The 24,753-nt window shown below is 73.4% G+C and carries 18 protein-coding genes and 1 pseudogene; 10 read left to right on the top strand and 9 right to left on the bottom strand.

Annotated elements, in window-relative coordinates; translation table 11 throughout:
• Positions 1-6 precede the first annotated feature (6 nt).
• The 3 genes from BUB17_RS06770 to BUB17_RS06760 all read left to right on the top strand — a co-directional run bounded on the left by BUB17_RS06770 (position 7) and on the right by BUB17_RS06760 (position 3,451).
• Positions 7-762: a sulfite exporter TauE/SafE family protein gene (locus BUB17_RS06770; protein ID WP_072915423.1), complete on the top strand. Its 756-nt coding sequence runs from the start codon at positions 7-9 to the stop codon at positions 760-762.
• Positions 763-878: 116 nt separating this feature from the next.
• On the top strand, positions 879-3,110 hold the full coding sequence (locus BUB17_RS06765) for a putative bifunctional diguanylate cyclase/phosphodiesterase (protein WP_141242934.1): 2,232 nt from the start codon (positions 879-881) through the stop codon (positions 3,108-3,110).
• A 128-nt stretch (positions 3,111-3,238) separates the two neighbouring features.
• Positions 3,239-3,451 carry a hypothetical protein gene (locus BUB17_RS06760; protein WP_072915418.1) on the top strand — a complete coding sequence of 71 codons (213 nt, stop codon included), beginning with the start codon at positions 3,239-3,241 and terminating at the stop codon, positions 3,449-3,451.
• An 80-nt stretch (positions 3,452-3,531) separates the two neighbouring features.
• Here BUB17_RS06760 and nadA read toward each other — a convergent pair whose 3' ends face one another.
• The 5 genes from nadA to BUB17_RS06735 form a co-directional block, all read right to left on the bottom strand.
• Complete coding sequence (nadA, locus tag BUB17_RS06755; protein WP_141242933.1) at positions 3,532-4,563, bottom strand: quinolinate synthase NadA; 1,032 nt, start codon at positions 4,561-4,563, stop codon at positions 3,532-3,534.
• A gap of 111 nt (positions 4,564-4,674) precedes the next feature.
• Complete coding sequence (locus BUB17_RS06750; protein WP_072915415.1) at positions 4,675-5,769, bottom strand: bifunctional RNase H/acid phosphatase; 1,095 nt, start codon at positions 5,767-5,769, stop codon at positions 4,675-4,677.
• 31 nt (positions 5,770-5,800) lie between these two features.
• Complete coding sequence (locus BUB17_RS06745) at positions 5,801-6,541, bottom strand: zinc ribbon domain-containing protein (protein ID WP_072915411.1); 741 nt, start codon at positions 6,539-6,541, stop codon at positions 5,801-5,803.
• 9 nt (positions 6,542-6,550) lie between these two features.
• Complete coding sequence (locus BUB17_RS06740; protein ID WP_072915408.1) at positions 6,551-7,399, bottom strand: Nif3-like dinuclear metal center hexameric protein; 849 nt, start codon at positions 7,397-7,399, stop codon at positions 6,551-6,553.
• A 263-nt stretch (positions 7,400-7,662) separates the two neighbouring features.
• The gene (locus tag BUB17_RS06735) at positions 7,663-8,163 is read right to left on the bottom strand and encodes a GNAT family N-acetyltransferase (RefSeq protein WP_072915399.1); all 501 of its coding nucleotides are present in this window, start codon (positions 8,161-8,163) and stop codon (positions 7,663-7,665) included.
• A gap of 69 nt (positions 8,164-8,232) precedes the next feature.
• On the opposite strand from BUB17_RS06735, the gene BUB17_RS06730 reads away from it, so the two are divergent.
• From BUB17_RS06730 to BUB17_RS06715, 4 genes are all read left to right on the top strand, one after another.
• Positions 8,233-10,182, top strand: coding sequence for an FUSC family protein (locus tag BUB17_RS06730; protein WP_244276990.1), 1,950 nt, complete (start codon positions 8,233-8,235; stop codon positions 10,180-10,182).
• A gap of 29 nt (positions 10,183-10,211) precedes the next feature.
• Positions 10,212-11,126, top strand: coding sequence for an alpha/beta fold hydrolase (locus BUB17_RS06725; RefSeq protein ID WP_072915395.1), 915 nt, complete (start codon positions 10,212-10,214; stop codon positions 11,124-11,126).
• 141 nt (positions 11,127-11,267) lie between these two features.
• Positions 11,268-12,671 carry a WS/DGAT/MGAT family O-acyltransferase gene (locus tag BUB17_RS06720; protein WP_244276988.1) on the top strand — a complete coding sequence of 468 codons (1,404 nt, stop codon included), beginning with the start codon at positions 11,268-11,270 and terminating at the stop codon, positions 12,669-12,671.
• An 80-nt stretch (positions 12,672-12,751) separates the two neighbouring features.
• Positions 12,752-13,750, top strand: a complete 999-nt coding sequence (locus BUB17_RS06715; protein ID WP_072915390.1) for an NAD-dependent epimerase/dehydratase family protein — start codon at positions 12,752-12,754, stop codon at positions 13,748-13,750.
• 3 nt (positions 13,751-13,753) lie between these two features.
• Here the strand turns inward: BUB17_RS06715 and BUB17_RS06710 are convergent, their stop codons facing one another.
• Positions 13,754-14,668: an alpha/beta fold hydrolase gene (locus BUB17_RS06710; RefSeq protein WP_072915387.1), complete on the bottom strand. Its 915-nt coding sequence runs from the start codon at positions 14,666-14,668 to the stop codon at positions 13,754-13,756.
• Between the two features lie 184 nt (positions 14,669-14,852).
• Here BUB17_RS06710 and BUB17_RS06705 point away from each other — a divergent pair, with 184 nt between their 5' ends.
• Positions 14,853-15,647, top strand: a complete 795-nt coding sequence (locus tag BUB17_RS06705; RefSeq protein ID WP_141242932.1) for an esterase/lipase family protein — start codon at positions 14,853-14,855, stop codon at positions 15,645-15,647.
• A gap of 49 nt (positions 15,648-15,696) precedes the next feature.
• On the opposite strand, the gene BUB17_RS06700 is transcribed toward BUB17_RS06705, so the two are convergent.
• The 3 genes from BUB17_RS06700 to BUB17_RS06690 all read right to left on the bottom strand — a co-directional run bounded on the left by BUB17_RS06700 (position 15,697) and on the right by BUB17_RS06690 (position 20,501).
• Positions 15,697-16,311, bottom strand: a complete 615-nt coding sequence (locus BUB17_RS06700; protein ID WP_141242931.1) for a hypothetical protein — start codon at positions 16,309-16,311, stop codon at positions 15,697-15,699.
• Positions 16,312-16,647: 336 nt separating this feature from the next.
• A complete protein-coding gene (locus tag BUB17_RS06695; RefSeq protein WP_141242930.1) occupies positions 16,648-17,880 on the bottom strand; it encodes a hypothetical protein in 1,233 nt (410 codons plus the stop codon).
• Between the two features lie 344 nt (positions 17,881-18,224).
• Positions 18,225-20,501 (bottom strand): hypothetical protein, encoded by a 2,277-nt coding sequence (locus BUB17_RS06690; protein ID WP_072915378.1) that lies wholly within the window; start codon positions 20,499-20,501, stop codon positions 18,225-18,227.
• 1,175 nt (positions 20,502-21,676) lie between these two features.
• On the opposite strand from BUB17_RS06690, the gene BUB17_RS25430 reads away from it, so the two are divergent.
• Positions 21,677-24,316 (top strand): TIR domain-containing protein, encoded by a 2,640-nt coding sequence (locus tag BUB17_RS25430; RefSeq protein WP_083606106.1) that lies wholly within the window; start codon positions 21,677-21,679, stop codon positions 24,314-24,316.
• Positions 24,317-24,511: 195 nt separating this feature from the next.
• Positions 24,512-24,753, top strand: a pseudogene (locus BUB17_RS06670) (IS1380 family transposase); the annotation flags it as partial.

Genomic DNA, 24,753 nt, shown 5'->3' with positions numbered 1-24,753 from the left:
CCGGTCGTGTCCGCCCTCGACCTGGCCATCGCGGCAGGCGTCGCCCTCGTCGCCGGCGCCGTCAACTCGATCGCCGGCGGCGGTTCGCTGATCCTCTTCCCGACGCTCGTGGCGCTCGGGCTGGGCACGGTGGCCGCCAACGTCACCAACTCGATCGCCCAGTGGCCGGGTTACCTCGGCGGCGTCCTCGGCTTCCGCGCCGAGTACGCCGGCCAGCGCGGCCGGCTGCTCCGCTTCGGCGTCGTCGCGCTGCTCGGTGGCGTCGCCGGCAGCGTCCTGCTGCTCACCACGCCCTCCGCGGCCTTCGACGTCGTCGTCCCCGTGCTGGTCCTGCTGGCCAGCCTGCTGCTGGCCGTGCAGCCGCTGCTCACCCGGCGGCTGAAGCAGGCCGAGGACGGCGGCCCGCGGCGCGACCCGGTCTGGCTGTACGGAGCGCTGTTCCTGGCCACCGTCTACGGCGGCTACTTCGGCGGCGCGCTCGGCGTCATCCTGGTCGGCGTCCTCGGGGTGGGCCTGCACCGGCTCAAGCTGGCCAACGCGCTGAAGTCGGCGCTCTCGGCGGTCACCGCCACCGTCACGGTCGTCGTCTTCGGCCTGTTCGGCCCGGTCGACTGGCAGGTCGTCGCCGTCGCCGCCCCGGCCAGCCTGCTCGGCGGCTTCCTCGGCGCCCGGATCGCCACCCGCATCCCGACCACGCCGCTGCGGGTCTTCATCGTCGTGTTCGGCGTCGCGGTCTCGGTCTACCTCTTCACCCGCATCTGAGGCCCGGCACCTGCCCGAAGGGGTGAGCCGGGGTCAACCGGCCACCCCGGGGATCCGATCACCGGTGCATGCCGCCCCGTTCCCCCCTCCGGCTCCTGCCGGGCACCCCTCGCCGGGTGCTGCAACTCGGGCTGCTGCTCTGCGCCGCCGCCACCGTGGCCACGGCCCTCCTGGGCCCCGCAGTGGCCGCCGGTTCCGACGGCGCCGCGCCCGGCCGGTTCGCGATCGTGCTCGCCCTGCACGCGACCCTCGTCGGGCTGCTGGTGTGGCGGGCCCGCACGCTGCCGCAGGAGCGGGTCGTCTGGACGCGGATCGCCCTGGCCGGTCTGGTGTTCGCCGCAGCCGCGCTCGCCGCCGGCGTGCTCGCCGTGATCCCCGCGACGCAGTCCCTCACCGCCGTGCCGATGGCGTGGGCGCCGGTGGTGGCGTTCCCGTTCATCCACAGCGGCCTGGTCCGCTGGAACCGGTACACCACCGGCCTGGCCGATCCCAGCGACGTGGTCAACGGCGCGTCCGGGACCGTGGCGGCCGTCGCGGTGCTCAACGTCCTCCTCTCCGACAGCGCGCTGACCGCGGGCCCGTGGTGGGAGGTCCAGGCGCTGCTGGCGCAGGTGGCGGTCGACGTGGTCCTGGTGGGGACGGCGCTGTCCGTCGTCGGTCTCGGCGCGATGGGCCGCGACCCCCGCAGCTGGCTCGTCGTCGCGGCGTTCGCGGTCTCCGCGGTCGGGGACGTCGCGAGGCTGCTGGCCGAGGGGGTGCCCGTCGCATGGGCGGCGACCGCGGAGCCGGTGAGCGCGGCGCTGCTGTGCCTGGCCGCGATCCTGCGCCCGGCACGGACCACTCCCCAGCCCACCGATCCGACGGCACCGACGGTCGGCTCGTTCGTCGTCATCACCGCCTCCACGGGCGTCCTGGTCGCCGCCGCGGTGTCCGGGACGGTCGGTCCGGCCACCTGGTGCGCTGCGCTGGCCGCGCTCGGCGCGAGCGTGCGGCTGCTGGTCAACGTGCGCGAGCTCGCCCAGCTGGCGGTCACCCGCAAGGAGGCGCTGACCGACGAGCTCACCGGGCTGGCCAACCGCCGTGCCGTCCTGCACCGGGTCGAGCAGCTGTGTGCCGAGGGGGTGCCGTTCACCCTGGCCCTCCTCGACCTCGACAGGTTCAAGGAGGTCAACGACGGCCTGGGCCACGCCGCCGGTGACGACCTGCTCCGACTGGTGGCCGACCGGCTGACCCCGGCGCTGCACACCGGGGACGTGCTGGGCCGGCTCGGCGGGGACGAGTTCGCCGTGGTCGCCGTCGCCGACCGGGCGGGCACCGTGCATGCCGAGGACCTCGGCCACCGGGTGCTCGACAGGCTGCAGCGTCCCTTCCTGATCCGGGGGATGTCGGTCCACGTCGCGGCCAGCATCGGTCTGACCTGCTCCGGCAGCGGCGGCCGCTCCCAGCTGCTCCGCCAGGCCGATGCCGCCATGTACGCCGCCAAGCGCGCGGGCACGGGGCTCGCGGTGTACGACCCGTCCCGGCACGCGGACAGCAGCGGCCACCTGGCACTGGTCGAGGAGCTCCGCGCCGCTCTCACCACCGGCCAGCTGGTGCTGCACCACCAGCCGCAGGTCGACGTCCGCACCGGCCGGACCCTCGGGGCCGAGGCGCTGGTCCGCTGGGCCCACCCGGTCCGGGGCCTGCTCGGCCCCGCGCAGTTCCTCCCGCTGGCCGAGGCGCACGGACTCATGGGCGCGCTCACCGACGAGGTCCTCCGCCAGGCCGTCGCCCAGGCCGCCGACTGGCGTCGCCGCGGGCTGGACCTGCGCATCTCGGTCAACCTGTCGGCGAGCAACCTGCTCGACACCGACCTGCCGCACCGCGTGGCCGGGCTGCTGGCCGACGCCGGGCTGCCCGCGGAGAGCCTGGTGCTGGAGGTGACCGAGACGGTGCTGATGGGCGACGCCGAGCGCAGCCTCGCCGTCGTCACGGCCCTCACCGCGCTCGGCCTCACGGTCAGCATCGACGACTTCGGGACCGGCTACTCGTCCCTCTCCTACCTGCGCGACCTGCCGGTCGCCGAGCTCAAGCTCGACCGGTCCTTCACCGCCGACCTGCTCGAGGAGCCCCGGACCGAGGCGATCGTCGCCTCCACCATCGACCTCGCCCACCGGCTGGGCCTGCGGGTGGTCGCCGAGGGTGTGGAGCACGACGCGACGCTGGCCCGCCTGGCACGCCTGGGCTGCGACGAGAGCCAGGGCTACCTGCACTCCGCACCGCTGCCGGCCGACCGGCTGGCGGACTGGCTGGACCGCGTCGGGACGGCACCGGGACTCGTCCGGACGCCCGAGCTGCTGGGGTCCTAGCCCCCACCGTCCGCCCGTGCGCGGTGGCCCGGGTCACTCCTGGGGCCGCTGTGACGGAGGGGTCCACCCTGTCGAGGACACACCCCGGACCTCCCCGCGCAGCCCGGAGCGCTGCCTAGCGTCGGGTCATGCGCGAGAACCGACTCTCCCCGGTCCGGAACGCGAACGGCACCGCCCGGGTCCAGCAGTTGCACCTGATCGCCGCGGCGCGGGCCGCGGCCGTGCGGCCCACCTCGGAGCAGCAGGTCTCCGACATCGTCCGCGTCACGGTCGACGACGAGGTCGACACCCGCACCTTCCGAGCGATCGTCGCCGACATCTCCGACGACGTCCTGCGCTGAGAGGCCTCCCTGCCCCCCGCCCCTCGCGAGCTCGCCGCGGGACCCTGCAGGGGGCCATCAAGTCCCGGGACGTGGTCCTCTTACTCGCCGCCGCGGCCGGGCTCACCGATCGCGATCATCGCCTCCACGGCCCGCCGGGCCCGGGCGGCGGTCTCCGGATCGACGTCGACCGCACCCGTCCCGGTGCGCAGCGTCTGCAGCAGCTTGGCCGGCGTGATCATCTTCATGTAGCGGCAGGCGGCGCGGTCGTTCATCGGGATGAACTGCGTCCCGGCGTTGAGTGCCCGCAGCTGGTGCAGGATGCCGACCTCGGTGGCCACCAGCACCTGGGGCGCCCGGGTGGTCGCGGCCTGCTCCACCATGCCGCCGGTGGAGAGCACCCGGGTGCGCTCGGCCGGCAGGTCGCCGTGGCTGACCAGGTCCAGCACCGAGGTGGTGCACCCGCACTCGGGGTGCACCAGGATCTCGGCGTCCGGGTGGGCGGCCACCTGCGCGCGGACGTCGGACGGGCTGATCCCGGCGTGCACGTGGCACTCCCCCGCCCACACGTGGATGTCGTTCCGCCCGGTGACCCGCTTGACGTGCGCGCCGAGGAACTGGTCGGGGCAGAACAGGATCTCGCGGTCGGCCGGGATCGACCGGACGACGTCGGCGGCGTTGGACGACGTGCAGCAGATGTCGGTCTCGGCCTTGACCGCCGCGGTGGTGTTCACGTAGCTGACGACGACCGCGCCGGGGTGCTCGGCCTTCCACTCGCGCAGCTGCGCGGCGGTGATCGAGTCGGCCAGCGAGCAGCCGGCGGCGTGGTCGGGCAGCAGCACGGTCTTGTCCGGCGAGAGGATCTTCGCCGTCTCGGCCATGAAGTGGACGCCGCAGAAGACGATCTCGCGGGCGTCGGTCTGCGCCGCGACCCGGGACAGGTACAGCGAGTCGCCGGTGACGTGGGCGACGTCCTGGATCTCGGGCACCTGGTAGTTGTGCGCCAGGATCACCGCGCCGCGCTCCTCGGCCAGCCGGCGGACCTCCGCGGCCCACGTCTCGTACTCGGCCGGCGAGAGGGTGCGCTCGTCGCCGGAGGCGGCGGGGGTGGCGGGCGCGGTGGTCGCGGTCACGGAGCTCCTCGGCTGGATGGGGTGCGGCACCATGATCCCCCGCATCGGGGACGGTTGTGGCGCGGGGCACCCCGGTCACCACCGGCCGGACCGCGCCCCTCCCCGGCCGGGCTACCTCAGGTGGCCGGTGTCGTTGACCAGGCGGACGGCGGCGCGCCCGTCGGAGCGCCACGCGACGGTGCAGAACGACGCCGCCTCGAGGAACACCCGGTGGACGACGTCATCGGGCACGTCGAGGCCGGCGGTGAGCAGCAGCTTGATCGGCGTGACGTGGGAGACGACCAGCACCGTCTTCCCGGCGTGCCCGCGCAGGATGCGGGCCCGGGCGCGGGCCACCCGGTCGCTGACGTCGGCGACCGACTCCCCGCCCGGCGCGGCCACGGTGACGTCCTCGGCGAACCGGCGCGCGGCCAGCGGGTGCCGCTGCTTCGCCTCCTCCGCGGTGAGGCCCTCGAGGTCGCCGAAGTCCAGCTCGACCAGGTCGTCGTCGTACTGCACCGGCAGCCCGAGCACCGCGCCGACCACCTCGGCGGTCTCCCGGGTGCGGCGCAGCGGCGAGGCCACGAGAACGTCGATGCCCAGTTCCGCGGCCCGTTTCGCCGCCGCCTCGGCCTCGGCGCGACCGGTGGCCGACAACGACAGGTCGTTGCGGCCGCTGTAGCGACGTTCCGGCGTGTGCTCGGTGCGGCCGTGCCGCAGCAGGTGCGTGACCGTGGTGACGGCGGGGGCGCGCGGCGTCACCGGCTGGACGTCGTCGCCGGCCGTGGTGGGCTCGGCGGCGAGGTCGCGGTGGACCGGCCGGCCGTCCATCGCGCTGTTGGCCAGCGCGTCGGCGGCGCTGTTCTGCGCCCGGGGCACCCAGGTGTAGCGGACGCTGCCCAGCTGCCGGGCGATCTGCTGGGCCTGCCGCGCCAGCTTCTGCATGTCGGGGTGCTTGACCTTCCAGCGGCCCGACATCTGCTCGACGACGAGCTTGGAGTCCATCCGCACCTCGACGTCGGCGGTCGGGTCGAGGTCCAGGGCCGCCTGCAGCCCGGCGACCAGGCCGCCATACTCGGCGACGTTGTTGGTGGCCCGCCCGACGGACTCGGCCCGCTCCGCCAGCACCTTCCCGGTCGTCGCGTCCCGCACGAGGGCGCCGTAGCCGGCCGGGCCGGGGTTGCCCCGCGAGCCGCCGTCGGCCTCCACGACGAACCGGCGGGTCACCGGCAGCCCTCCTCTCCCGGCGGGCGCGGGCTCACAGCCCGCTCTCCGCCGTGCGCACCAGGATCCGACCGCAGTTGTCGCACCGCACGACCTCGTGCGGGTCGGCGTTGCGGACAGCGGCCAGCTCGCGGCCGAACAGTTCGATGCGGCAGCCCTGGCACTGGCGGGACCTCAGCACGGCGGCGCCCGTGCCACCCGTCTGGCTGCGGATCCGCTCGTAGAGGGCCAGCAGGTCGGCCGGGATGCGGGCGGCGGCCTCGGCGCGGGCGGCCTCGTGCTGTGCCGTTCCGTCGGCGATGTCGGCCAGGGCGCCGTCGCGCAGCTGCTCGGCGCGCTCCAGGTCGGCCCTCGCCGTCTCGTGGCCCTGCTGCGCCTCGGCGAGCGTGGCCTCGGCGGTCTCGAGCTGCTCCATGAGCTCGAGCTCCTGGTCCTCCAGGTCCGATTTCCGCCGCGCCAGCGACTGCATCTCGTGCTGCAGGTCGGTCATCTGCTTGGCCGAGACGCTGCCGGAGTCCAGCAGCCCCTGGTCGCGGGTGACCCGCGCGCGCACCGTCTCGACGTCGCCCTCGAGCCGCTTGACCTCCCGCTGCAGGTCGCGGACCTCGGTCTCGGCGCGCACCACGGCGGCGGCCAGCTCCCGCTCCGACTCGGCCGCGGTCTCCACCGCGGCGTTCTCGGGGAGGGTGCGCCGGCGGTGGCCCAGCTGGCCCAGGGCGACGTCCTCGGCGGCGAGGTCCAGCAGTTTCTGCTGGTCGAAGTGGTCGGCCTTCACCCGCTCAACCTACCTGCGGGCCGGACGCTCCCCGCCGCTCCCGGCGGTGCCGGCGTGCGAGGTCCACGGGTCGGTGCGCCGCCGGGACACGGCGACCTCCACCCGGCCCGACAGGTCACGGGCGAGGACGTCGGCCGCGACGGGCAGCCAGGGCCACTCGGAGGCGAAGTGCGCCACGTCGCACACCGCCGGGCCTCGCGACTCCTGCGCTTCGGACACCGGGTGGTGTCGCAGGTCGCTGGTGAGCAGGACGTCGGCACCCGCCGCGGCCGCCGCCGGGAGCAGCGAGCCACCGCTGCCGCCGCAGACGGCGACCGTCCCGATGCGCCGTCCCGGGTCCCCGGCAGCGCGGACGCCGCCGACGGTCTCCGGCAGGGCCGCCGCGACGAGCTCGGCGAACCGCTCGAGGGTCACCGCCTCGGGGAGCCGGCCGACGCGACCCAGCCCGGCGCGGGGGTCCCCGGCGACCGGCTGGAGCGGAACGGCGCCGGTGAGGCCGAGGGCGCCGGCGAGGGCGTCGTTCACGCCGGAATCGGGCGCGCGGTCGGCGTTGGTGTGCGCGACGAACAAGCCGGCGCCGGCCCGGACCAGCCGGTGCACCAGGCGGCCCTTGGGGTCGTCGGCGGGAACGCCGTGAACGGCGGTGAGGAACAGCGGGTGGTGGGTGACGAGCAGCTGCGCGCCGGTCGCGACCACCTCGTCGACGACGGCGGTCACCGGGTCGACGGCGAACAGCACCCGGTCGACCGGCTCGTCGGGATCGCCGCAGACGAGCCCCACGGCGTCCCAGTCCTCGGCCAGCGCCGGGTCGTAGCGCGCCTCGAGTGCGGCGACGACCCTCCCCAGTGTCACGCTCACGCGCGCCGACCCTAGGACAGCGGCGTCCGCGCCGGAGGCAGCAGGTCGAGCAGCCGCTGCGCCGCCGTCGAGTCGATCATGGGGTTGTTGCAGGCGACACGCGAGGACACGCCGCCGCGCTCGACAACGAGCCCATGATCAACGACGAGAGGGCCGACGACGAGAGGGCCGACCACGAGAGGGCCGCCGACGACGAAAGGGCCGCCGACGACGAGAGGACCGACGACGCGAGGCGCTCCGGCAGCCGCCCGTGACCGGCGGGATCAGCGGGCGGCGGGCACCGGCCGGGCCATGGCGACGCGGCGGCCGTGCCGGGTCAGGCCCAGCTCCTCCTCGTGCGCGGCGAGCGCCTGCAGCTCGGGCCCGAGGTCGTCGGTCACCTGCCACCCGTGCCGGGCGTACCAGGGCGCGTTCCACGGCACGTCGGCGTAGGTCAGCAGCGTGACCCGTTCCGCGCCGGCCACCCAGGCCGCGGACACCGCGGCCGCGAGCAGCGCCCCGCCGATGCCCTGCCGCATCGACGCCGGGTGCACCGAGAGCTGCTCCAGGTGCACGTCGCCGTCCACCCGGTCCAGGACGGCGAACCCCTGCACCGGCCGCCCGGCCACCAGCACCCGCCACGCCCGGGCCCGCAGGGCGGCCGGAGCCGCGGCCGGCAGGTCCAGCACGCCGCGCGCCCGGAACAGCTCGTCGGCGGCCTCCTCGACCGCGGGGAGCTCCAGCAGGTCCGCGGCGGAGGCGACCCGGACCACGACACCCGCCACGCGCGGAGCATCCCAGCCCGGCCCCCTCCGGTGGGGATGGAAAGCTCGGGGACCGTGGCGGAGCGGGCGTTGCGTGCACCGGCCTGGCTCGAGGAGCTGGTGCGCACGACTCCTCCCCCGGTGCCCTGGCGGGACGTCGTCCGCTTCGCCGTGACCGTGCCCGCGCCGCTGGCCGTGGCGGCCGCCGTCGAGGGGAGCATCGAGCCCGGCCCGGTGCTCGGTGCCGGCGTGTTCGCCACGACCGGCGCGCTGGCCGGCAGCCTCGCCCCGCAGGGCGGACCGCTGCGCGACCGGCTGCGGCGCACCGCCGCGACGACCCTCTTCGGCGGGATCGGGCTGGTCGTCGGCCAGTTCGCGGCCGGCGGCGGCTGGCTGGCGGTGGTGGTCATCGCGCTCGCGGCCGCGCTCGCGGCGTTCGTCAGCGCGGTCAACGCCGCGCTGTCCCTCGGGTCCCTCCAGCTGCTCGTCTACACCGCGCTCGCCTCGGGCCTGGTCACCCCGCTCTCACCCGCGGCCGAGGTCGGCTGCTTCGTCGCCGGCGCGGCGTGGGCCACGCTCACCACGCTGGTCCAGTACGCCACCGAGCCCAACGACCCCGACCGGACGGCGGTCTCGACCGTCTTCACCCGCATCGCCGAGCTGCTCGCCGCGGCCGGGACGCCCCAGGCCGAGGACGCGCGGCGGGAGCTGACCACCGCCCTCAACGACGCCTACGACCGGGTCATCCGCTCGCGCAGCCGCACCGCCGGCCGCAGCCGCGAGCTGTCCGAGCTGGCCGGGATCCTCAACGCGGCCGCCCCGCTGGTCGAGGGCACGGTCGCCGCGGCCCGCGCCGGGGTGCCGGCCGACCCGCAGGACGTCGGCGCCGTCCACGCGCTGGCCGCCGCGGTCACCGGCACGCAGCCCCTCCCGGGGGAGCGCCCCGGGCACCTGGAGCGGGGCGCCCCCACCCGGCGGGCGGTCCGCCACGGGCTGCGGCTGGCCTGGAACGTGGTCGGCGACCCCCAGGAGCGGGCCGGCGCCGCGGTGCCCCCGCTGCGGCCGGACCGGCGCTCCCGGCTGCGCGAACTCGGCGACCGCACGCTGGGCAGCGCCGACACCCGCGCCTTCGCCGTCCGCCTGGCGCTGTGCATGACGATCGCCGAGATCGCCCGCCAGTACCTGCCCATCGAGCGGCCCTACTGGGTGCTGCTCACCGTCGCGATCGTGCTCAAGCCCGACTTCGGGTCGGTGTTCACCCGTGCGATCCAGCGCGGTGCCGGCACGCTGGTCGGCGTCCTCCTCGGCTCGCTGCTGCTCCTGGTGTTGCCGCGGAACGCCTGGGTGCTGGTGGCCATGGCCGTCGCCGCGGCGCTGCTGCCGTGGGGGCGGGCGGCCAACTTCGGCCTGTTCTCGGTCTTCCAGACGCCGGTGATCATCCTGCTGCTCGACCTCGCCCTCCCCGGCGGCCCGGGGCTGGTCGGCGCGCGGCTGCTCGACACCCTGATCGGCTGCGCGATCGTGCTGGTGTTCGGTTACCTGCTGTGGCCGCAGACCTGGCGGGCGCCGCTCGACGAGGCGCTGCGCGACGCCGCCCACGCGCTCGACGAGTTCGTCGAGGCGGCCTTCACCGGCAGCCCCGCCGAGCGGCGCCGCGCGCGGCGGCGCAGCTACCGCACCCTCACCGAGCTGCACACCCAGCTGCAGCGCCGGCTGGCCGAGCCGCCGCCGGTCAGCACCCGCGCGGCCGCGTTCTGGCCGGTCATCGTGCAGCTGGAGCGGACGTCGGACGCGGTCACCGAGGCCGTGATCGCCACCCGGCACGGCGAGCCGGCGCCCGACCTCGCGCAGGTCGCCGTCCTGCGCCGCGCGATCCGCGAGCTGGAGGAGGACATCCGCGCGCACCGGCCGCCGGACGACGCCGAGATCCACGCCGACGGCGTGCTCGCGCCGGTCGCCCGCGAGGTGGACGCCGCCCGCCGGCTGGTCCGCGACGCCGCCCCCGGCCGTCGTCCGGGCACCGCCGTCGCCGACGAGTAGATCGCCCGTCCCCGGGTGAGGATGGCCGGGTGACCCCCCGCGAGCTGACCGTCCGCACCGACGACGGCGTCGACCTGCACGTCGAGGTGGACGGGATCGAGAACGCCCCCCTGACCGTCGTCCTCAGCCACGGCTTCACCGCCCGCCTGGGTGAGTGGGACCTGCAGCGGGAGGCGCTGCGGAGCCGCGCCCGGCTGGTGCTGTGGGACCAGCGCGGGCACGGCCGCTCCGGCTGGACGCCGCTGACCCGGGCGACCATCGACCGCAGTGGCCGGGACCTCGGCCAGGTGCTCGACGCCGTCGTCCCGCGGGGACCGGTGGTGCTGGCCGGCCACTCGATGGGCGCGATGAGCGTCATGGCCCTGGCCCGGCAGCGCCCCGAGCTGTTCGGCACCCGCGTCGTGGGCGCCTTCCTGCTGGCCACCTCCGCCGGCGGGCTGGTCACCACCGGTGTCGCCGGTCTCACGGTGCGCCTGCTGCGCGCGCTCGGCCTGCTGCCGGTCTACCTCCGGCTGCTGCAGCTGTGGGCGCCGCTGCTGGAGCGCTTCCGCCGCCGGGGCACGCGGATCGGGCGCTGGTACACCCGCCGCTACCTGTTCGGCCGGGAGGACGCCGACCCGGAGCAGGTCCGGGTGGTGCAGGACCTGCTGGAGGAGACGCCGCTGCCGGTCACGATGGCCTTCTACGCGACGCTGATCGACCACGACGAGCACGCCGCCCTGCCGGCGCTCGGCCGCGTGCCGGTCACCGTCGTCGCCGCCACCCACGACCGGCTGACCCCGTTCCCCCACGGACGGCGGCTCGCCGAGGAGATCGGCGCGTCGGCCGAGCTGGTCGTGGTCGAGGGCGCCGGCCACAGCGTCAACCTGACCCGCACCGCGGTCGTCGACGCGGCGTTCCTGCGGCTGCTGGACCGCGCGGAGGACGCCGCCCAGGCGGCCTGAGTCTCCGCTGGACGGAACCGGCGCCACGTGGTCGGGTAGGGACCACCCAGAGGGGGCGACGGCGTTCCGGAAGCCCCCCGGGGAGCTGCGACGATGGCCCGCCGCCGGCCGGCGGGGCGGAGGGAGCCGACCGTGGACCGGATGAGTCCGACCGATGCCGGGTTCTACTACGCGGAGACCGAGAACACGCCGCTGCACGTGGGCTCCGTGGCGGTGTTCGAGGGACCGGCCCCCTCCTACGGCGACCTCGTGCGACTGCTGCTCAGCAAGCTCCCGCTGGTGCCGCGCTACCGGCAGCGGGTCCGGCGGGTGCCGATGGACCTGGGCCGGCCGCTGTGGGTCGACGACCCGCACTTCCAGATCCTCTACCACGTCCGGCACACCGCGGTCCCGAGCCCGGGCGGCGAGGAGCAGCTGCGCAACCTGGCCGGCCGCGTCCTCGGCCAGCGGCTGGACCTGGCGAAGCCGCTGTGGGAGCTGTGGCTGGTCGAGGGCCTGGATGACGGCCGCTGGGCGCTGATCTCCAAGGTGCACCACTGCATGGTCGACGGCGTCGCGGGCAGCGAGCTCATGCAGCTCATGTTCGACCTCACGCCCGACGCCACCCACAGCGAGCCGCAGGACTGGACGCCGCAGCGCAGCCCGTCGTCCCTCGAGGTGGTCGCCGGCGCGGTCCAGGACGCCGTCACCCACCCGCTGCGCGAGCTCATCCGGCTCCCCGGCGCGGGCGGGGTCCGTGGCGCCGGCCGCACCGCCGTGAAGGCCGGCCGTTCGCTGGCCACGACCATGCCCAGGACGGCCCGCCAGCTGGCCACCCCGACCGCCCGCTCGCTCAACGGTCCGATCGGCCCGCACCGGCGGTGGGCCTGGGCCGACGCGGGGTTCGAGGACCTGCGACGGGTCCGGACGGCGTTCGGGGGCACCGTCAACGACGTCGTCCTCGCCGCCATCACCCGCGGCTTCCGCGACCTGCTGGAGCGGCGCGGGTCGCTGCGCGAGGGGCTGGTGGTCCGCTCGATGGTGCCCGTGTCGGTCCGGCGGCCCGACCAGCGCGGACAGCTGGACAACCAGATCTCCGCGGTCTTCGTCGACCTGCCCGTCAGCGAGCCCGACCCGGTGGCGCGGCTGACCTCGGTCCGCCGGCAGATGGACGAGCACAAGAGGCGCATGCAGACCGTCGACGCCCGCTCGATCATCGCGATGGGCGACTTCATGGCGCCGACGATGCTCGCCCTCGGCGTGCGGGCCGCGCTGGCCGCCGGGCAGATGTGGTGCCAGGCGGTCACGACCAACGTGCCCGGTCCACGGGTGCCGCTCTACGTGCTCGGCCGCCGGATGTCCTCGGCGCACGCCTACGTGCCGATCGCCGGCGGTACCCGCGTCTCGATCGGGATCTTCTCCTACCTGAGCTCGATGACCTTCGGGATCAACGCCGACTTCGACGCCTTCCCGGACGTCGACGTCCTCTCCCGCGGCATCTGCACGGGCGTGAGCGAGCTGCTCGAGGCGGCCTCGGCGGCCAGTCCCGCCGGCGCCGCGACCTGAAGAAGGGCCCCGTCCTCCCCACCCTTCGCAGGCTCAGGGCGGGACCCGGGACGGGGCCAGCGAGTTGGGAGACCCAACGGATGGCAGCCCCCGAGACCGACCTCACCGTCGCCGTCACCGGCCCGACGGGCACCTTCGGCGCCGGCCTCGTCCCGCTCCTGCAGGCCGACGACCGCGTCAGGCGCATCGTCGGCATCGCGCGGCGGCCGTTCGACCCGGCCGAGCGGGGCTGGACGAAGATGGAGTACCGGCGCGGCGACGTCCGCGACCCCGCGGTCCTGGAGGAGGCGTTCGCCGGCGCCGACGTCGTCGTCCACCTGGCCTTCCTCATCACCGGCAACGCCTCGCGCGGGACCACCCGGGCGATCAACGTCGACGGCACGCTCAACGTCTTCCGCGCCGCCGCGGCCGCCGGCGCCCGGCGCTTCGTCTACGTCTCGTCGGTCGCCGCCTACGGCTGGCACCCGGACAACCCCGAGCGCATCGCCGAGGACTGGCCGGTGCGTCCCGCCGCCCGGCTGTTCTACGCGCAGGAGAAGGCCGAGCTCGAGCAGCTGCTCGACGCCGAGTCGGCGACCACGCCGGGTCTCGCGCTGTACCTGCTGCGCCCGTCGATCGTCCTCGGGCCGAACGCCGTCGGCGCCAAGGACGTCCTGCCCGGCCCGCTGGCGCCGATCGGTCGCCGGCTGTTCGGCCGCCCGAGGCGGCTCCCGGTGACCGTCCCGGTGGTGACGCCGGAGCTCCGGCTCCAGTTCGTGCACGAGGAGGACGTCGGCCGGGCGCTGCAGCTGTGCGTCGTCGCCGCCGGCCCGCCCGGCGCCTACAACGTCGCCGGGGACGGCGTGCTGACCGCGGCCGACGTCGCCCGCGAGTTCGGCGCGCTGCCGATCCCGGTGCCCGCCGCCCCGGCCCAGCTCGCCGCCCGCGCGGTGGCCCGGCTGCCGTTCCTGCCGCCGGCCGTCGAGTGGGTGGAGGCGGCCAGCCGCCCGGTGATCATGGACACCGCCAAGGCCAAGGAGCAGCTGGGCTGGCGTCCCCGCTACACCGGGCAGGAGGCCCTGCGCGCGACGCTGGCCTGAACCTCAGGGTGCCGGTGCCACCGTCGGCAACCAGGCCAGCATGTGCTCGGCCAGCAGCTCCGGGCACTGCAGCTGCGGCACGTGCCCGACGCCGGGCAGCTCGACATAGCGCCAGTCCGGGTGCCGGCGCGCGACGTCGCGCGCCACGGACACCGGCACCAGGCGGTCGCGGTCGCCGTGCACCAGCAGCACCGGCACGCGCACGCCGGCCATCGCCCGGCGCAGCAGGCGCGGGTCGGTCAGCAGCAGGAGCAGCGAGCGCGCCGCGGCGAGGAACGCACGGTCCATGCCCGCGACGTCCTGCCGCTCGTCCAGCAGCGCCACCGAGCGGTCGATGAGTCGTGGCGGCACGGCGTCGGGGTCGACGCCGCACAGCTCGAGCATCTCGCGGACCCTGGCCTGCGCACCGAGCTTGCGGCGCCGGTCCGCCAGGTAGCGCTCGCCGGCGACGGGCAGCGCGTAGAGGGCGAACGCCGCCGCGACCCGGGGGTCGGGGCGGCCCCGCGGACCGGGCAGGGCGGGGTCGACCAGCACCAGCCCGCTGACCTTCGCCGGCGAGTGCTGCGCCTCCAGCACCGACACCATCCCGCCCATCGAGTTGCCGACCAGCACGACCGGGCCGCCGGTCACCTCGCGCACGAAGCGGTCGAGCACTCCCACGTTGTCCCGCACGTTCGCCGTCCGGTGCCCCGGCTCGCTGCGGCCGAAGCCGGGCAGGTCGAGGGCGTGCACCCGGGCGTGCGGGGTCAGCAGCGGAGCGAACAGGTCCCAGTTGAGGTGCGACCCGCCCAGGCCGTGCACCAGGACGACGATCGGCCCGTCGGCCCGGCCGCCGAAGTCGACGTGGTGCACCGGGCCGTCGAGGTCCACGGTGCGGCTGTGCCCGGGGCTGCCCCCGGCCTCGGTCTCGACGTCCATGTCCGTACCGTGCCACGCCCGTGTCGCCACCCTTCCTGCCGGGCCCGGGTGGACGCGGTGCGTCACACGGCACGGCCGGACTGCCGATGGGTGTATCAGGTAGCGCTCCGGAGTGTCAGGAGCAGTACCCGGTGGTACCTGCGGGGCGGGCCGCCCACGGAGGCCGGCTGACGAGGAGGACGACGTGACGCGAGGCGATGGACCGGCGCTGCCGCTGTACCTCACCGAACCCGGCCGGGCGGTGGCCGACTTCGGGCTGTACCTGGCGGCACGACCACTCATGCCGCGACTGCCGCAGGGCGACGGGCACCCGGTGCTGGTGCTCCCGGGGTTCCTCGCCGACGACACGTCGACGAGGGTGCTCCGCGCGACGCTGCGCCGGCTGGGCTACTCCGTCCACGGCTGGCGCCTGGGCCGCAACATCGGCCCGACGGGCGCCTGCGTGGCCGGCATGCGGGACCGGATCGACGACCTCAGCGACCGCTACGGCCGGCCGCTGTCCCTCGTCGGCTGGAGCCTGGGCGGCATCTTCGCCCGCGACCTGGCCCGGCGGACGCCGGACTCGGTCCGGCAGGTGGTCACCCTGGGCAGCCCGTTCCGGCTCAACCGGCACAGCCAGAGCCGGGCGTCGACGGCCTTCGACCGCTACTCCCACCTGCACGTCGAGCGCCGCTCGCTGCCGCTGGAGCCCGACGGCTCGCCGCTGCCGGTACCCACCACGTCGATCTACTCGCACTACGACGGCATCGTGCACTGGCGGACCTGTCTGGAGACCCCTGGCGAGCGGTGCGAGAACATCGCCGTGATGGCCAGCCACCTGGGCCTGGGACACCACCCGGCCGCGCTCTGGGCGATCGCCGACCGGCTCGCCCAGCCGGAGGGCACCTGGCGGCCGTTCAAGCCCCCGGTGTTCCTGCGCCCGGCCTTCCCGCGCCCGGCCCTGCCCGCGTCCCCGACGGACGCGGCCGCCGCCGCCTGAACCGGCACCCGGCGCGAGGAGGACGGCCCGGCCCTGCCGGTGCAGCCAGTCAGTCCTGTTCCCGTATCGACACGGCGACCTCGTGGAACGTCGGCAACCATGCATGGTCCACATGGGCTGGAGCGAAGAAGACGAGGAGGACCGGAGTAGGTCCCTCCATCAGGTACAGGTGCAGGTGCAGCACCTCGCCCGGGGTCAGTTGCAGGCTCCCGTCGAAGGTGCTGGTGTCACGGCCGGCTACCTGGGTCTGGTCACCGGGTGGAGAGATCGAGCTGGAGGGCAAGGACGCCTGGATCTGCTCCCGCTGCTCCACGGGGTCTCTCGCGTCCAGCAGCGGTCTCTCGGCGACGTACAGGCCGATCACCGACTCGGGCTCCCGCTGAGCCGCGCTGGCCGCCTCCTGCCGTGCGCTCGGCTCGCCCAGGAAGATCCCGGACCGGTCGACCGGGGCCAGCACGGCCTGACCCTCGATCCCCGGCCGGCGCCATGGTTCCCAGTCGCGCGGAACGTCCGCCGAGTACCCGCCGACACCCAGCTGGCGCGTGACCCGGTCGGACTCGCGCTCCCACGGTCGCCAGAGCACGAGGAGCACCGCGGCCGCCACCAGCACAACCGCCCCGACGACCCACAGCGGCCACCGGCGTCGCTGTCCGGCGGGTGCCACCGGCTCTCCGGAGGACTCCGATGAGGCGGCGGACGGCGTGCTGACCGGAGCGGCGTCCCCGCCAGGTGGAGTCGAGGCCTCCGGGCGGGGCGCCTTCCTCTTGGCGAACGGATACACCTCCGCGGACCAACCCTCGTCGGCGCTCACGGCCGCGCCCGGCTGCACGACCGGTCACCGCACGAGACGCGCCACTCGTCCGCCGACCCCGGCCTGCCGCGGACCGACACCACGTCGGGCGATGCGGGGCGGTGTCGCCGGGTTGCTGTCATCGACAGCGGAGCGACGTCCGTGTCCAGCCACGAGACCGGGGAGCCCCGTCCCCGGACGGCGGGTGCCTCACCGGTCAGCATCTCGCTGGCCAGCGGACGCGTCCCCTGCCGTGGGCGCTGCTCCGTCCGCCGGGCCGGCCATCCCGACGACATGGTGGCCGGTCCCCGAGGAAGCCGCGGACCTGTCGTCCGAGCTGGCAGGGCGGCGACGTCGTCCGATGAGCAGCCCCGCCGTCAGTGCGCCGAGCACGAGCAGCGCCACCACGCCCCACATCCACCACGGGATGCTTGCATCGTCGGACGTGGAATTGCCCACGGGGTCGTCCGGGGCGGCGGCGCGCTCCTGGGCGACCGTGAGGTAGTCGCGGGCGAGAGCCGAGTCGAAGTAGGTCGTCGCCGTCTGCAGCCGCTCGGCAGCTACCGCGTACTCCCCCCGGTTGAGCTGTGCGAGCCCGTCCGCGAACGCGATGTCGAAGCCGGATCGCGCGGGCGTGATGCCGGCACCGACCAGCGCGGCCTGGATGCTGGCGGCCCCGACCGCGGAGACGACGAAGGACGGGTCGCAGTCGGCCAGGGCGAGAACGCCGCCGGTGGCCCGGTCGATGACGGGTCCACCGTTGAGTCCACCGGCCAGCGAGCTCGTCAGTGTCTGACCCCCCGTCAGCCTGCTGCCGTCCAGCCGCACGGGTTCGTCTGCGGGCTGCAGGCTGCGCGTGGACGGAGCTGACTGCGACACCTCCCACTCGAGTCCGGCGACCATCGCATCGTCGACGGGCTCCTGGGTCGGGGACAGGCTGGCGGTCGGCAGGCCTCCGGCGCCGATGCGCAGGAGCGCCACGTCGGTCGGGCCTGAGGGCTGGTTGACGAGCGTGGCCGGCACGGACTCCTCCCCACCCGCGCTGAGCAGCACGACCTCGTAGCGTTCGTGGGGGACGACGATGCAGTGCTCGACCCGTCGGTAGCAGTGCTGGAGATGCTCGTCGATCGCGGGATCCGTCGCGTGGGTGGGATCGGTCGTGTCGTTCCCGTCCACCAACTGCGCGCCGATCTGCTCCACGAAGAGGCGGTTGGCGGCCGGGACGGTCACCGTGTCCAGGTCCTCCCGGAGCAGCCGGTACAACGTCGCGACGACGCCGTCCCCGGTCACCAGCACCCCGGACGCCTCAGCTTGGGGCACCTCGTAGGTCCCTTGGTGGATGACCACGGCGCCGGTGGAGTGGTTGACGTGGGCGATGGTCACGTCCGCGATCACATTGATGCGCACGAGCGCGGCCTGCGTGCCCACCAGCTCGGGGTCCACCGTGGCCGGCTGGCCGCCGGCCGGAGCAGCTTGAGCCGTCGGTATCAGGGCGACGAACGCAAGGAGAACCAAGGCGGCGGAGCCGAGGCGGCGGATGAGCGCTCTCCACATCGCTGACCCCCAAGGGTCCGTGCTTCGTCGGAGCGGCCACCCCGTCCGGTGACCGCAGGTTCGGAGGAGGCGGATCCCGGGCCCTAGCGAGCACCGGAGCCGCGAGCGGATCCGCACGTGCGTGCACCACGCGCCCGCGGCGTGTCGGTACGACCTGCATCGAGCCCGGATGTCGTGCGACCTCGCCCGGTGGCCGGGCAGTGTGCCGTCCGCCCCCGAACGGTGTCCCGCTCTCAACGGCATGTCACGAGCCACTCGTCGACCACCCCCTCGGCGCGTTGGTAGGCCTGCACGGCCTGCGTCCCGCGCTGGACCCAGGCATCTGTCGGCTCGGCCTCCCGCAGCGCACGACCGACGTCCTGGGCGTACCGCAGGGCATCGATCTTGGCGGCCGCGGCCTGGGGGCACGAGGCCGCAGGGGTGTCCTCCGGTGCCTCGGTACCACTGCAGGCCAGGAGTGCACCTTTCGCTCTCTCGAGGTACCCGTCGAGGATCTCAGCCGAGTCGGCACCCTGCTGGAGCGTCGGCGCTCCACTCGTCCCGTCGGGAGAGGCCCCACGCAGCTCGGCGACACGCCGGTCGAAGGCGCTCTGGATGTAGGTCCCGTAGAAGTCCGTGAGCGTTTTCGCGTCCTGGAGCGCTGGTTCGCACTGCTGGAAGACATCGCTGGGAAGGGGGTGGAAATCCGTCGAGGGGGGCATCGTGGTCGCGGCGGCCGCTGCCTCGGCCTCGGTCGTCAGCGACACCACGTCCAGCGACCCGGTCTGGACGAGCCCGTAGAAGCCCGCCATGTCCTCCCCGTACTTGGTCTTCCCCTGGTACAGGCGCTCGTAGGAGTTCGCCACGCGGCCCTCCTCGTCGGCGAGGGAGTACCACGCCCCGGGGCACACGGCGGTCGGGTCCCTCCTGATGTCCGATCCGTCGGCCGCGCCCCCCAGAGTGCCGGCAGGACCGACGCACGTGACCATGCCGCCGTACTCGTACTCCATCAGGGCTGACAGGTCCGGGTCCTCCAGAGCTTCGCTCCGAGCGATCGGGTCGTAGGTCCGCATGCTCAGCACCTGCACCGTGTTGATGACGTGAGAACCCCAGACGAGTCGATGGAGGGTGCTCAAGTCCTCGATCGGCCACTCGGCCACGGTGTAACGGTGCGGGTAGAAGCGCGGCGTCGTCTGCGGCTCCGAGACCGCGAGAGAGGCCTGGTCCAGCGGCCTCGACATGGCGAGCTCCTGCAGGCGGTCCTCTCGGTCTTCGGCATCCACTTCCACGGTGACGTGGGTTCCGTCCCCGGTGCTGTCGGCGCTGTCAGCCGCTCCGCCGTCGGAACTCTGGACGTCCTGCTCCGCCTGCGCGTAGTCGCGGTACTCCTCGTGGCTCATGAGGGCCTGGGGCACCATCTCCGGTCCGTGACTCGGGATCCGTTCGAGAACGAGTCGCGACCCCTGGGCGACGGCGAGCCAAGCCGACAGTTGCAGTTCCTCCAGGCTGGGAGACCCGCTCGGTTCCCCCTGCCCCGGGACGTGGACCACGAGGTTGTGCTCGAACGCTTCCTCGGGCTCCAGCCAGGAATTGTCCCGGACGATGTGTCCCAGCTGGAGCGTCTGGACTGCGATCGGCTGGCTGGTGCGGGAGATGGGGTACTCGTCCTCGGCCCTCGGGTCCCCGGCGCTCAGCTGGCCGTACCGGTAGATGTGGGGCTGGTCGCACTCCGGGTCGGTCACGGGCGCGAGCTCCTCGAGGAAGCACGCCACCTGCTGCCGTTCCCGGTCGACCTCGTTGATGCCTTCCACCTGGTCTCGTAGGCGATTGGTGACCGTCCTGACCTGGTAGAGGGAGGCGACGATCTGGACCTTGGTGGAACTGACGTTCTTCACGGTGATCGTGCCCTCGAACATGTGCGGGTCCGACATCTCGTCGGCGTTCTCCCCCGCCGTCGGCGGGGCCGGCCGCAACTCGGTCGTGACGGTCAGGGCCGCCGCGATCGCGTTCGGCTGGTACTGCTGCGTGTACCACCACTGCACTCCGCCGAAGAGCACGGTGACGGACAGCCCGCCGGCGAACAGCGGTTTTCCCAACGCGGTCCACGTCATCTGTTCGGCGGCGTGGTCCTTGGTGCTCCGCCAGCCGAGGACGGCCGCCGCCAGCGAGGCCACCACGATGGCGGCCCACGGCACCCACGCCGGGAACGGCGGCAGGCGACGGGGGGAGAGGTCAGGCGCGCGGTACTGCAGCAGGAGCAGGTAGCCGCCGACGAACACCCCGGCGACGCCTGCGGCTACCGCCGCGATCCGACCGCGCTTCCGCCGCCACGGCTCCCGCGCGATTACCGCGCTGCCCGCGAGCAGCACCAGCCCGGCCATCGTGAAGGCGAGCCCGATCAACTTGTACTGCAGATTGGCGGCGGACAGGAAGTCCAGCGTGCCCACCCAGGTGGCGAACACGCCGACCGCTCCGAAGAGGGCAGCGGCCACCCAAGCCACACTCGGCTTCAGCGGGCGGATCAACGCCATGGACCGTCACCACTCGGCATCATCGCCCGGACATCGCGGGCGCTGTCCCGGACACTAGGTGTGCCCCCGTCACACCGCCGTCACCGTCTCGTCACCGCAACGCCTCGAGAACCTCCTTCGAGTTCTTCCGTGTGCTGGCTGGTGATCCCGGGATGACCACGTGCAGTCGCGCAGGTCGGCGTCCGACTGACCAAGCGCCTCCGCGCCGGACCAGCTGACTCCTGGAGCCAGGGCTTCGTCGGCGACGCCATGGACGCAGACGAGAGGACGCGGGCGATCTCGGTCGGGTCGGACCGCCGGGGACCAGGCACCAGGCGTGCAACCTGTCGACCGCGCCCCGGCACAGGCGGACGGGTTATCGCTCCTGCCCTCGGCCCGAGGACCCGTGGCGTAGTCGCGGCGGAGGTGCTCCCAGCGGGTCGGCACGGGACGGAAGTCGTGCAGTGGGTACCACCCGCGAGCAGTGCCGCCGTGCCGGGACACAAGCAGACCCGCAGGTCCCCCGGAGGGAAGTGGGCGCGGCCGGGATCGAACCGGCGACCGCTCGCTTGTAAGCAGGGAACCCGCGAACGCTGTGCTGACCTGCATCTTTGCTGCACTGCGCTGAGCATCGGGGGCAAAGTTGAGCGGTCACTGTTCGAGCTGTCTTCGGCCGCCTGGGGGCGCTTGCAACCGTAGCCCTGTGGCCGCGCCAGCGACCCGTTGCCACCTCTCAGGTGACTGGACCGTCGGCGCCGCCTCCCTTCGACTCGATGTCTGGCAAGACCCTCGGAGCCTGCGCGTATCTGGCTGACTTCGTGCGGACTCCGCAGTAGCGTCGCGACAGCGACGTCCTCGGCTGCTGGATGTGGGGGTACGAGGATGGTTCGACTCTTGGAGTATCCGCTGGAGGCTGGCGGCAGCGTGCTCATCCAGGTCGAGGACGGGCACGGTGGGGACGCTGAGGTCACTCGCGGCTGGGCCGACCGGGACCGGCGCGTGGTCGAGCAGGCACGGGAGAGCTTCGAGCAGGCCGTCGCTCGGGTTCAGCCGGCCGTGCAAGGACTCGTGCGACTCGGCGAGGGAGTTGGCGCGATCGCGGTTCCCGCTCTCCGACACGGGTCACCGACGCGTCGGGTCGGCTGCTGTCCGCTGTCACCAACCACGGCCGGTTCCGCGGCGGTGGTCCGAGGAGCATGCTCGACACGATCGCTGATGTGTCCACGGCATCTCGCCAGGCGTGCATGACCGTCCTCACGGGTCCGCGCAGCGCGGTGGACGAGTACGCCGACCTCGAGATCGGCCTCCACCGGCGCGACGCCGTCACCTGGACCGTGGAGCTCCGCTTCTTCTTGCCCCGCACCGACTTCGAGACGCAGCTGGACGTCTCCGGACCGCTGCTGGCCCACATCGATCCGCGTGAGCTCGACGCCATCGACGACGAGGAGGAGTACGGCCTGACGTTGGGCTCGGGCCTGTTCGGCCATGGACTGGGCGCCGCGTTTCAGACGGCGGTCGCGACCTCGCAGAGCCAGGGCGTGCGGCTGCGCGTGCGCCTGGTGATGGGCAGCGGCGCCGCCGCGCTGCACGGGCTGAGGTGGGAGACGCTGCGCAACCCCACGGACCGCTCCAGGCTGCTGACGAACGAGAACGTGCTGTTCTCCCGGTACCTGAGCAGCCAGGACTGGCGCCCGGTGGGGGTCCGGCCCCGCGGGGACCTGAGGGCGCTCGCGGTGGTGGCCGGGCCCTCGGACCTCGACTCGATCGACGCCGGACGCCCGCTGGCCCCCGTGCGCGTCGACGAGGAGCTGGCCCGTGCCCGTGAGGGGCTGAGCTCCCTGTTGCTGACCACGCTGCCCGGGTCCGCCGCCCCGACCGCGGCGACCCTGCTCGACCGGGTGCACCGTGGGGTCGACGTGCTCTACCTGGTCTGCCACGGCTACGTCGCCCGCGACGAGCCGGTGCTCCTGTTGGTGGACGAGGACGGCCACGCCGCACCGCTGCTGGCCAGCGAGCTGATCAGCCAGCTGCGGGACCTTCCCCGGCTGCCCCGGCTGGTGTTCCTGGCATCGTGCCAGAGCGCGGGCGCGGGCGCCGACCGGCGCAGCGAGGACGCCGGCGTGCTGGCCGCGCTCGGGCCCCGGCTGGCCGAGGCGGGCGTCCCCGCGGTCGTGGCGATGCAGGGCAACATCACCATGGCCACGTCCGCCGCCTTCACCAAGGCCTTCTTCGACAGCCTCGACGCGGACGGGCTCGTGGACCGCGCGACCGCGGTCGCCCGGGCGGCCGTGCGGGACCGGCCGGACTGGTGGGTGCCGGCGCTGTTCATGCGGCTGAAGAGCGGACGGCTCTGGTACCAACCCGGAACCACTCCCGGCGGGGAGCGGTTCGACAAGTGGCCGTCGTTGGTCACCGACTTCAAGGTCGGGATGTGCACCCCGGTGATCGGGCCAGGCATCACCGACACGCTGCTGGGCACCCGCCAGGAGATGGCCAGGGAATGGGCGCAGAGCTACCGGTTCCCCATGGCGCCGCACAACCGGGAGAGCCTGCCCGAGGTAGCGCAGTACCTGTCGGTCAACCAGAACCGGAGCTACCCGCGCCTGCAGCTAGCCAGCGACCTGCGCCGCACCCTGATGGAGCGCTACCGCGACGACCTGCCCGCGGACCTACCGCGCGAGGACGCGTCACTCGAGGACCTCATCGCGGGGGCGTGGTCAGCGCGGCACCGGCGCGAGGAGGTCGATCCCTTCTCGGTGCTGGCCCAGCTGTCGGCGCCGGTCTACATCACGACCGTGTACACCCGCCTGCTGGCTCGGGCCCTGACCGATGCTGGGCGGAGGCCGGAGGTGGAGCTCTGCCGCTGGCACGAGGACGCCGACTGGCCCGAGTCGGTGTTCGACCGCGAGCCGGGCTACCGGCCCACGCCCGAGCGCCCGCTGATCTACCACTTGCACGGAACCTTCGACGAGCCCCAGTCCCTCGTGCTGACCGAGGACGACTACTTCGACTTCCTTAGCAGCGTAACCCGCAACCAAGACGTCGTCCCTAAGGTGGTGCGCCGGCGGCTGTCGGACTCGGCGCTCATGTTCGTGGGTTTTCGCCTCGACCAGTGGGACTTCCGCGCTCTCTACCGCAACCTGATGAGGTCCGAGGGCGGGCGGCGGCACATCGAGTACACGCACGTCGCCGTACAGAACGACCCCGAGGAGGACGACGCCACGATCGACGCCGGACGCGCACGCCAGTACCTGGAGAGCTACTTCCGCAACGCCGACGTGTCCCTGTACTGGGGCAGCACGGAACACTTCTTTAGGGAGCTGAATGACGCCAGTGGGAGAGGCGAACCAGCCTATAAGCCAAGCGTGCGGAGACTCGAACTGGCGGGTCGCAGTCGTGATTCACGCGACAAGCGGCAACTAGTCACAACAAGCCCAGGACACCACAGAGTCTTTCTCTGCCATTCGTCCGGGGATAAGGAACAGGTCCGAGACCTATATCATCGACTGACACAAGATGGCGTCCCATGCTGGTTCGACGAGGAGGACCTTCTGCCGGGCCAAGATTGGGAACGCGAGATCACGAAGGCACTCGCTGATTGCCGTTACGTTCTCGCCTGCCTGTCGAACGCTTCCCTCACCAAGGCCGGCTACGTACAGAAGGAGCTGAAGCGAGCACTTGACCTTGCGGATGAACAGCCCGAGGGCTCCATTTTCCTCATCCCAGTCCGTCTCGAGACGTGCGAGGTACCAGATCGGCTGAAACGCCTACAATGGGCAGATCTCTTCCTTCCTGGAGCTTATGAGCGACTGCTGAAGTCCCTTGAACGGGGTTGACCTACAGGCAGCCCCTACCAAGGCCCTGCCGCGTCCGTAGGGCTCGCCATACAGTTAGTGATCTGGCCCTGACTCAGCCTCGATCCGCCGATGATCTTGGCCAATTGATCATCGAGTAGAGACGAATGCCCCTGTCGCCAGGGAGGATGGGACTTGCGACGGTTCCATCGGCTGGCAGGCAGGGGCATCCGGTAAATGCGAGTCTTCCACAAGCTCAGCGCGGTTTTCGATGACCCGAACCTGATCTCGGTCGCCGGTCTGGCGCCGGTGATGGCGCTGGCCGAACGGGCCGGACTGCAGGAGTTGGTCGCCGAGCACGTCACGGTGCCGGGCTCGGCCGGAGCGAACGCCGCGGTCAAGGTGCCGGCGCTGGTCGCCGGGATGGTCGCCGGCGCGGACTCGATCAGTGACCTGGATCTGCTGCGCCACGGCGGGAT

It is taken from the genome of Geodermatophilus obscurus (assembly GCF_900143215.1).
In the GTDB taxonomy this organism is placed as follows: Bacteria; Actinomycetota; Actinomycetes; order Mycobacteriales; family Geodermatophilaceae; genus Geodermatophilus; species Geodermatophilus obscurus_A.
The sequence above is the reverse complement of the archived record's forward strand: the minus strand, read 5'-3'. Positions and strand labels throughout refer to the sequence as shown.

Excerpts from the sequence above, each read along its gene's own strand:
- BUB17_RS06760 (WP_072915418.1), top strand. The coding sequence starts at position 3,239 with ATGCGCGAGAACCGACTCTCCCCGGTCCGGAACGCGAACGGCACCGCC.
- BUB17_RS06720 (WP_244276988.1), top strand. The coding sequence starts at position 11,268 with ATGAGTCCGACCGATGCCGGGTTCTACTACGCGGAGACCGAGAACACG.
- BUB17_RS06715 (WP_072915390.1), top strand. The coding sequence starts at position 12,752 with ATGGCAGCCCCCGAGACCGACCTCACCGTCGCCGTCACCGGCCCGACG.
- BUB17_RS06710 (WP_072915387.1), bottom strand. The coding sequence starts at position 14,668 with ATGGACGTCGAGACCGAGGCCGGGGGCAGCCCCGGGCACAGCCGCACC.
- BUB17_RS06690 (WP_072915378.1), bottom strand. The coding sequence starts at position 20,501 with ATGGCGTTGATCCGCCCGCTGAAGCCGAGTGTGGCTTGGGTGGCCGCT.
- BUB17_RS25430 (WP_083606106.1), top strand. The coding sequence starts at position 21,677 with ATGCTCGACACGATCGCTGATGTGTCCACGGCATCTCGCCAGGCGTGC.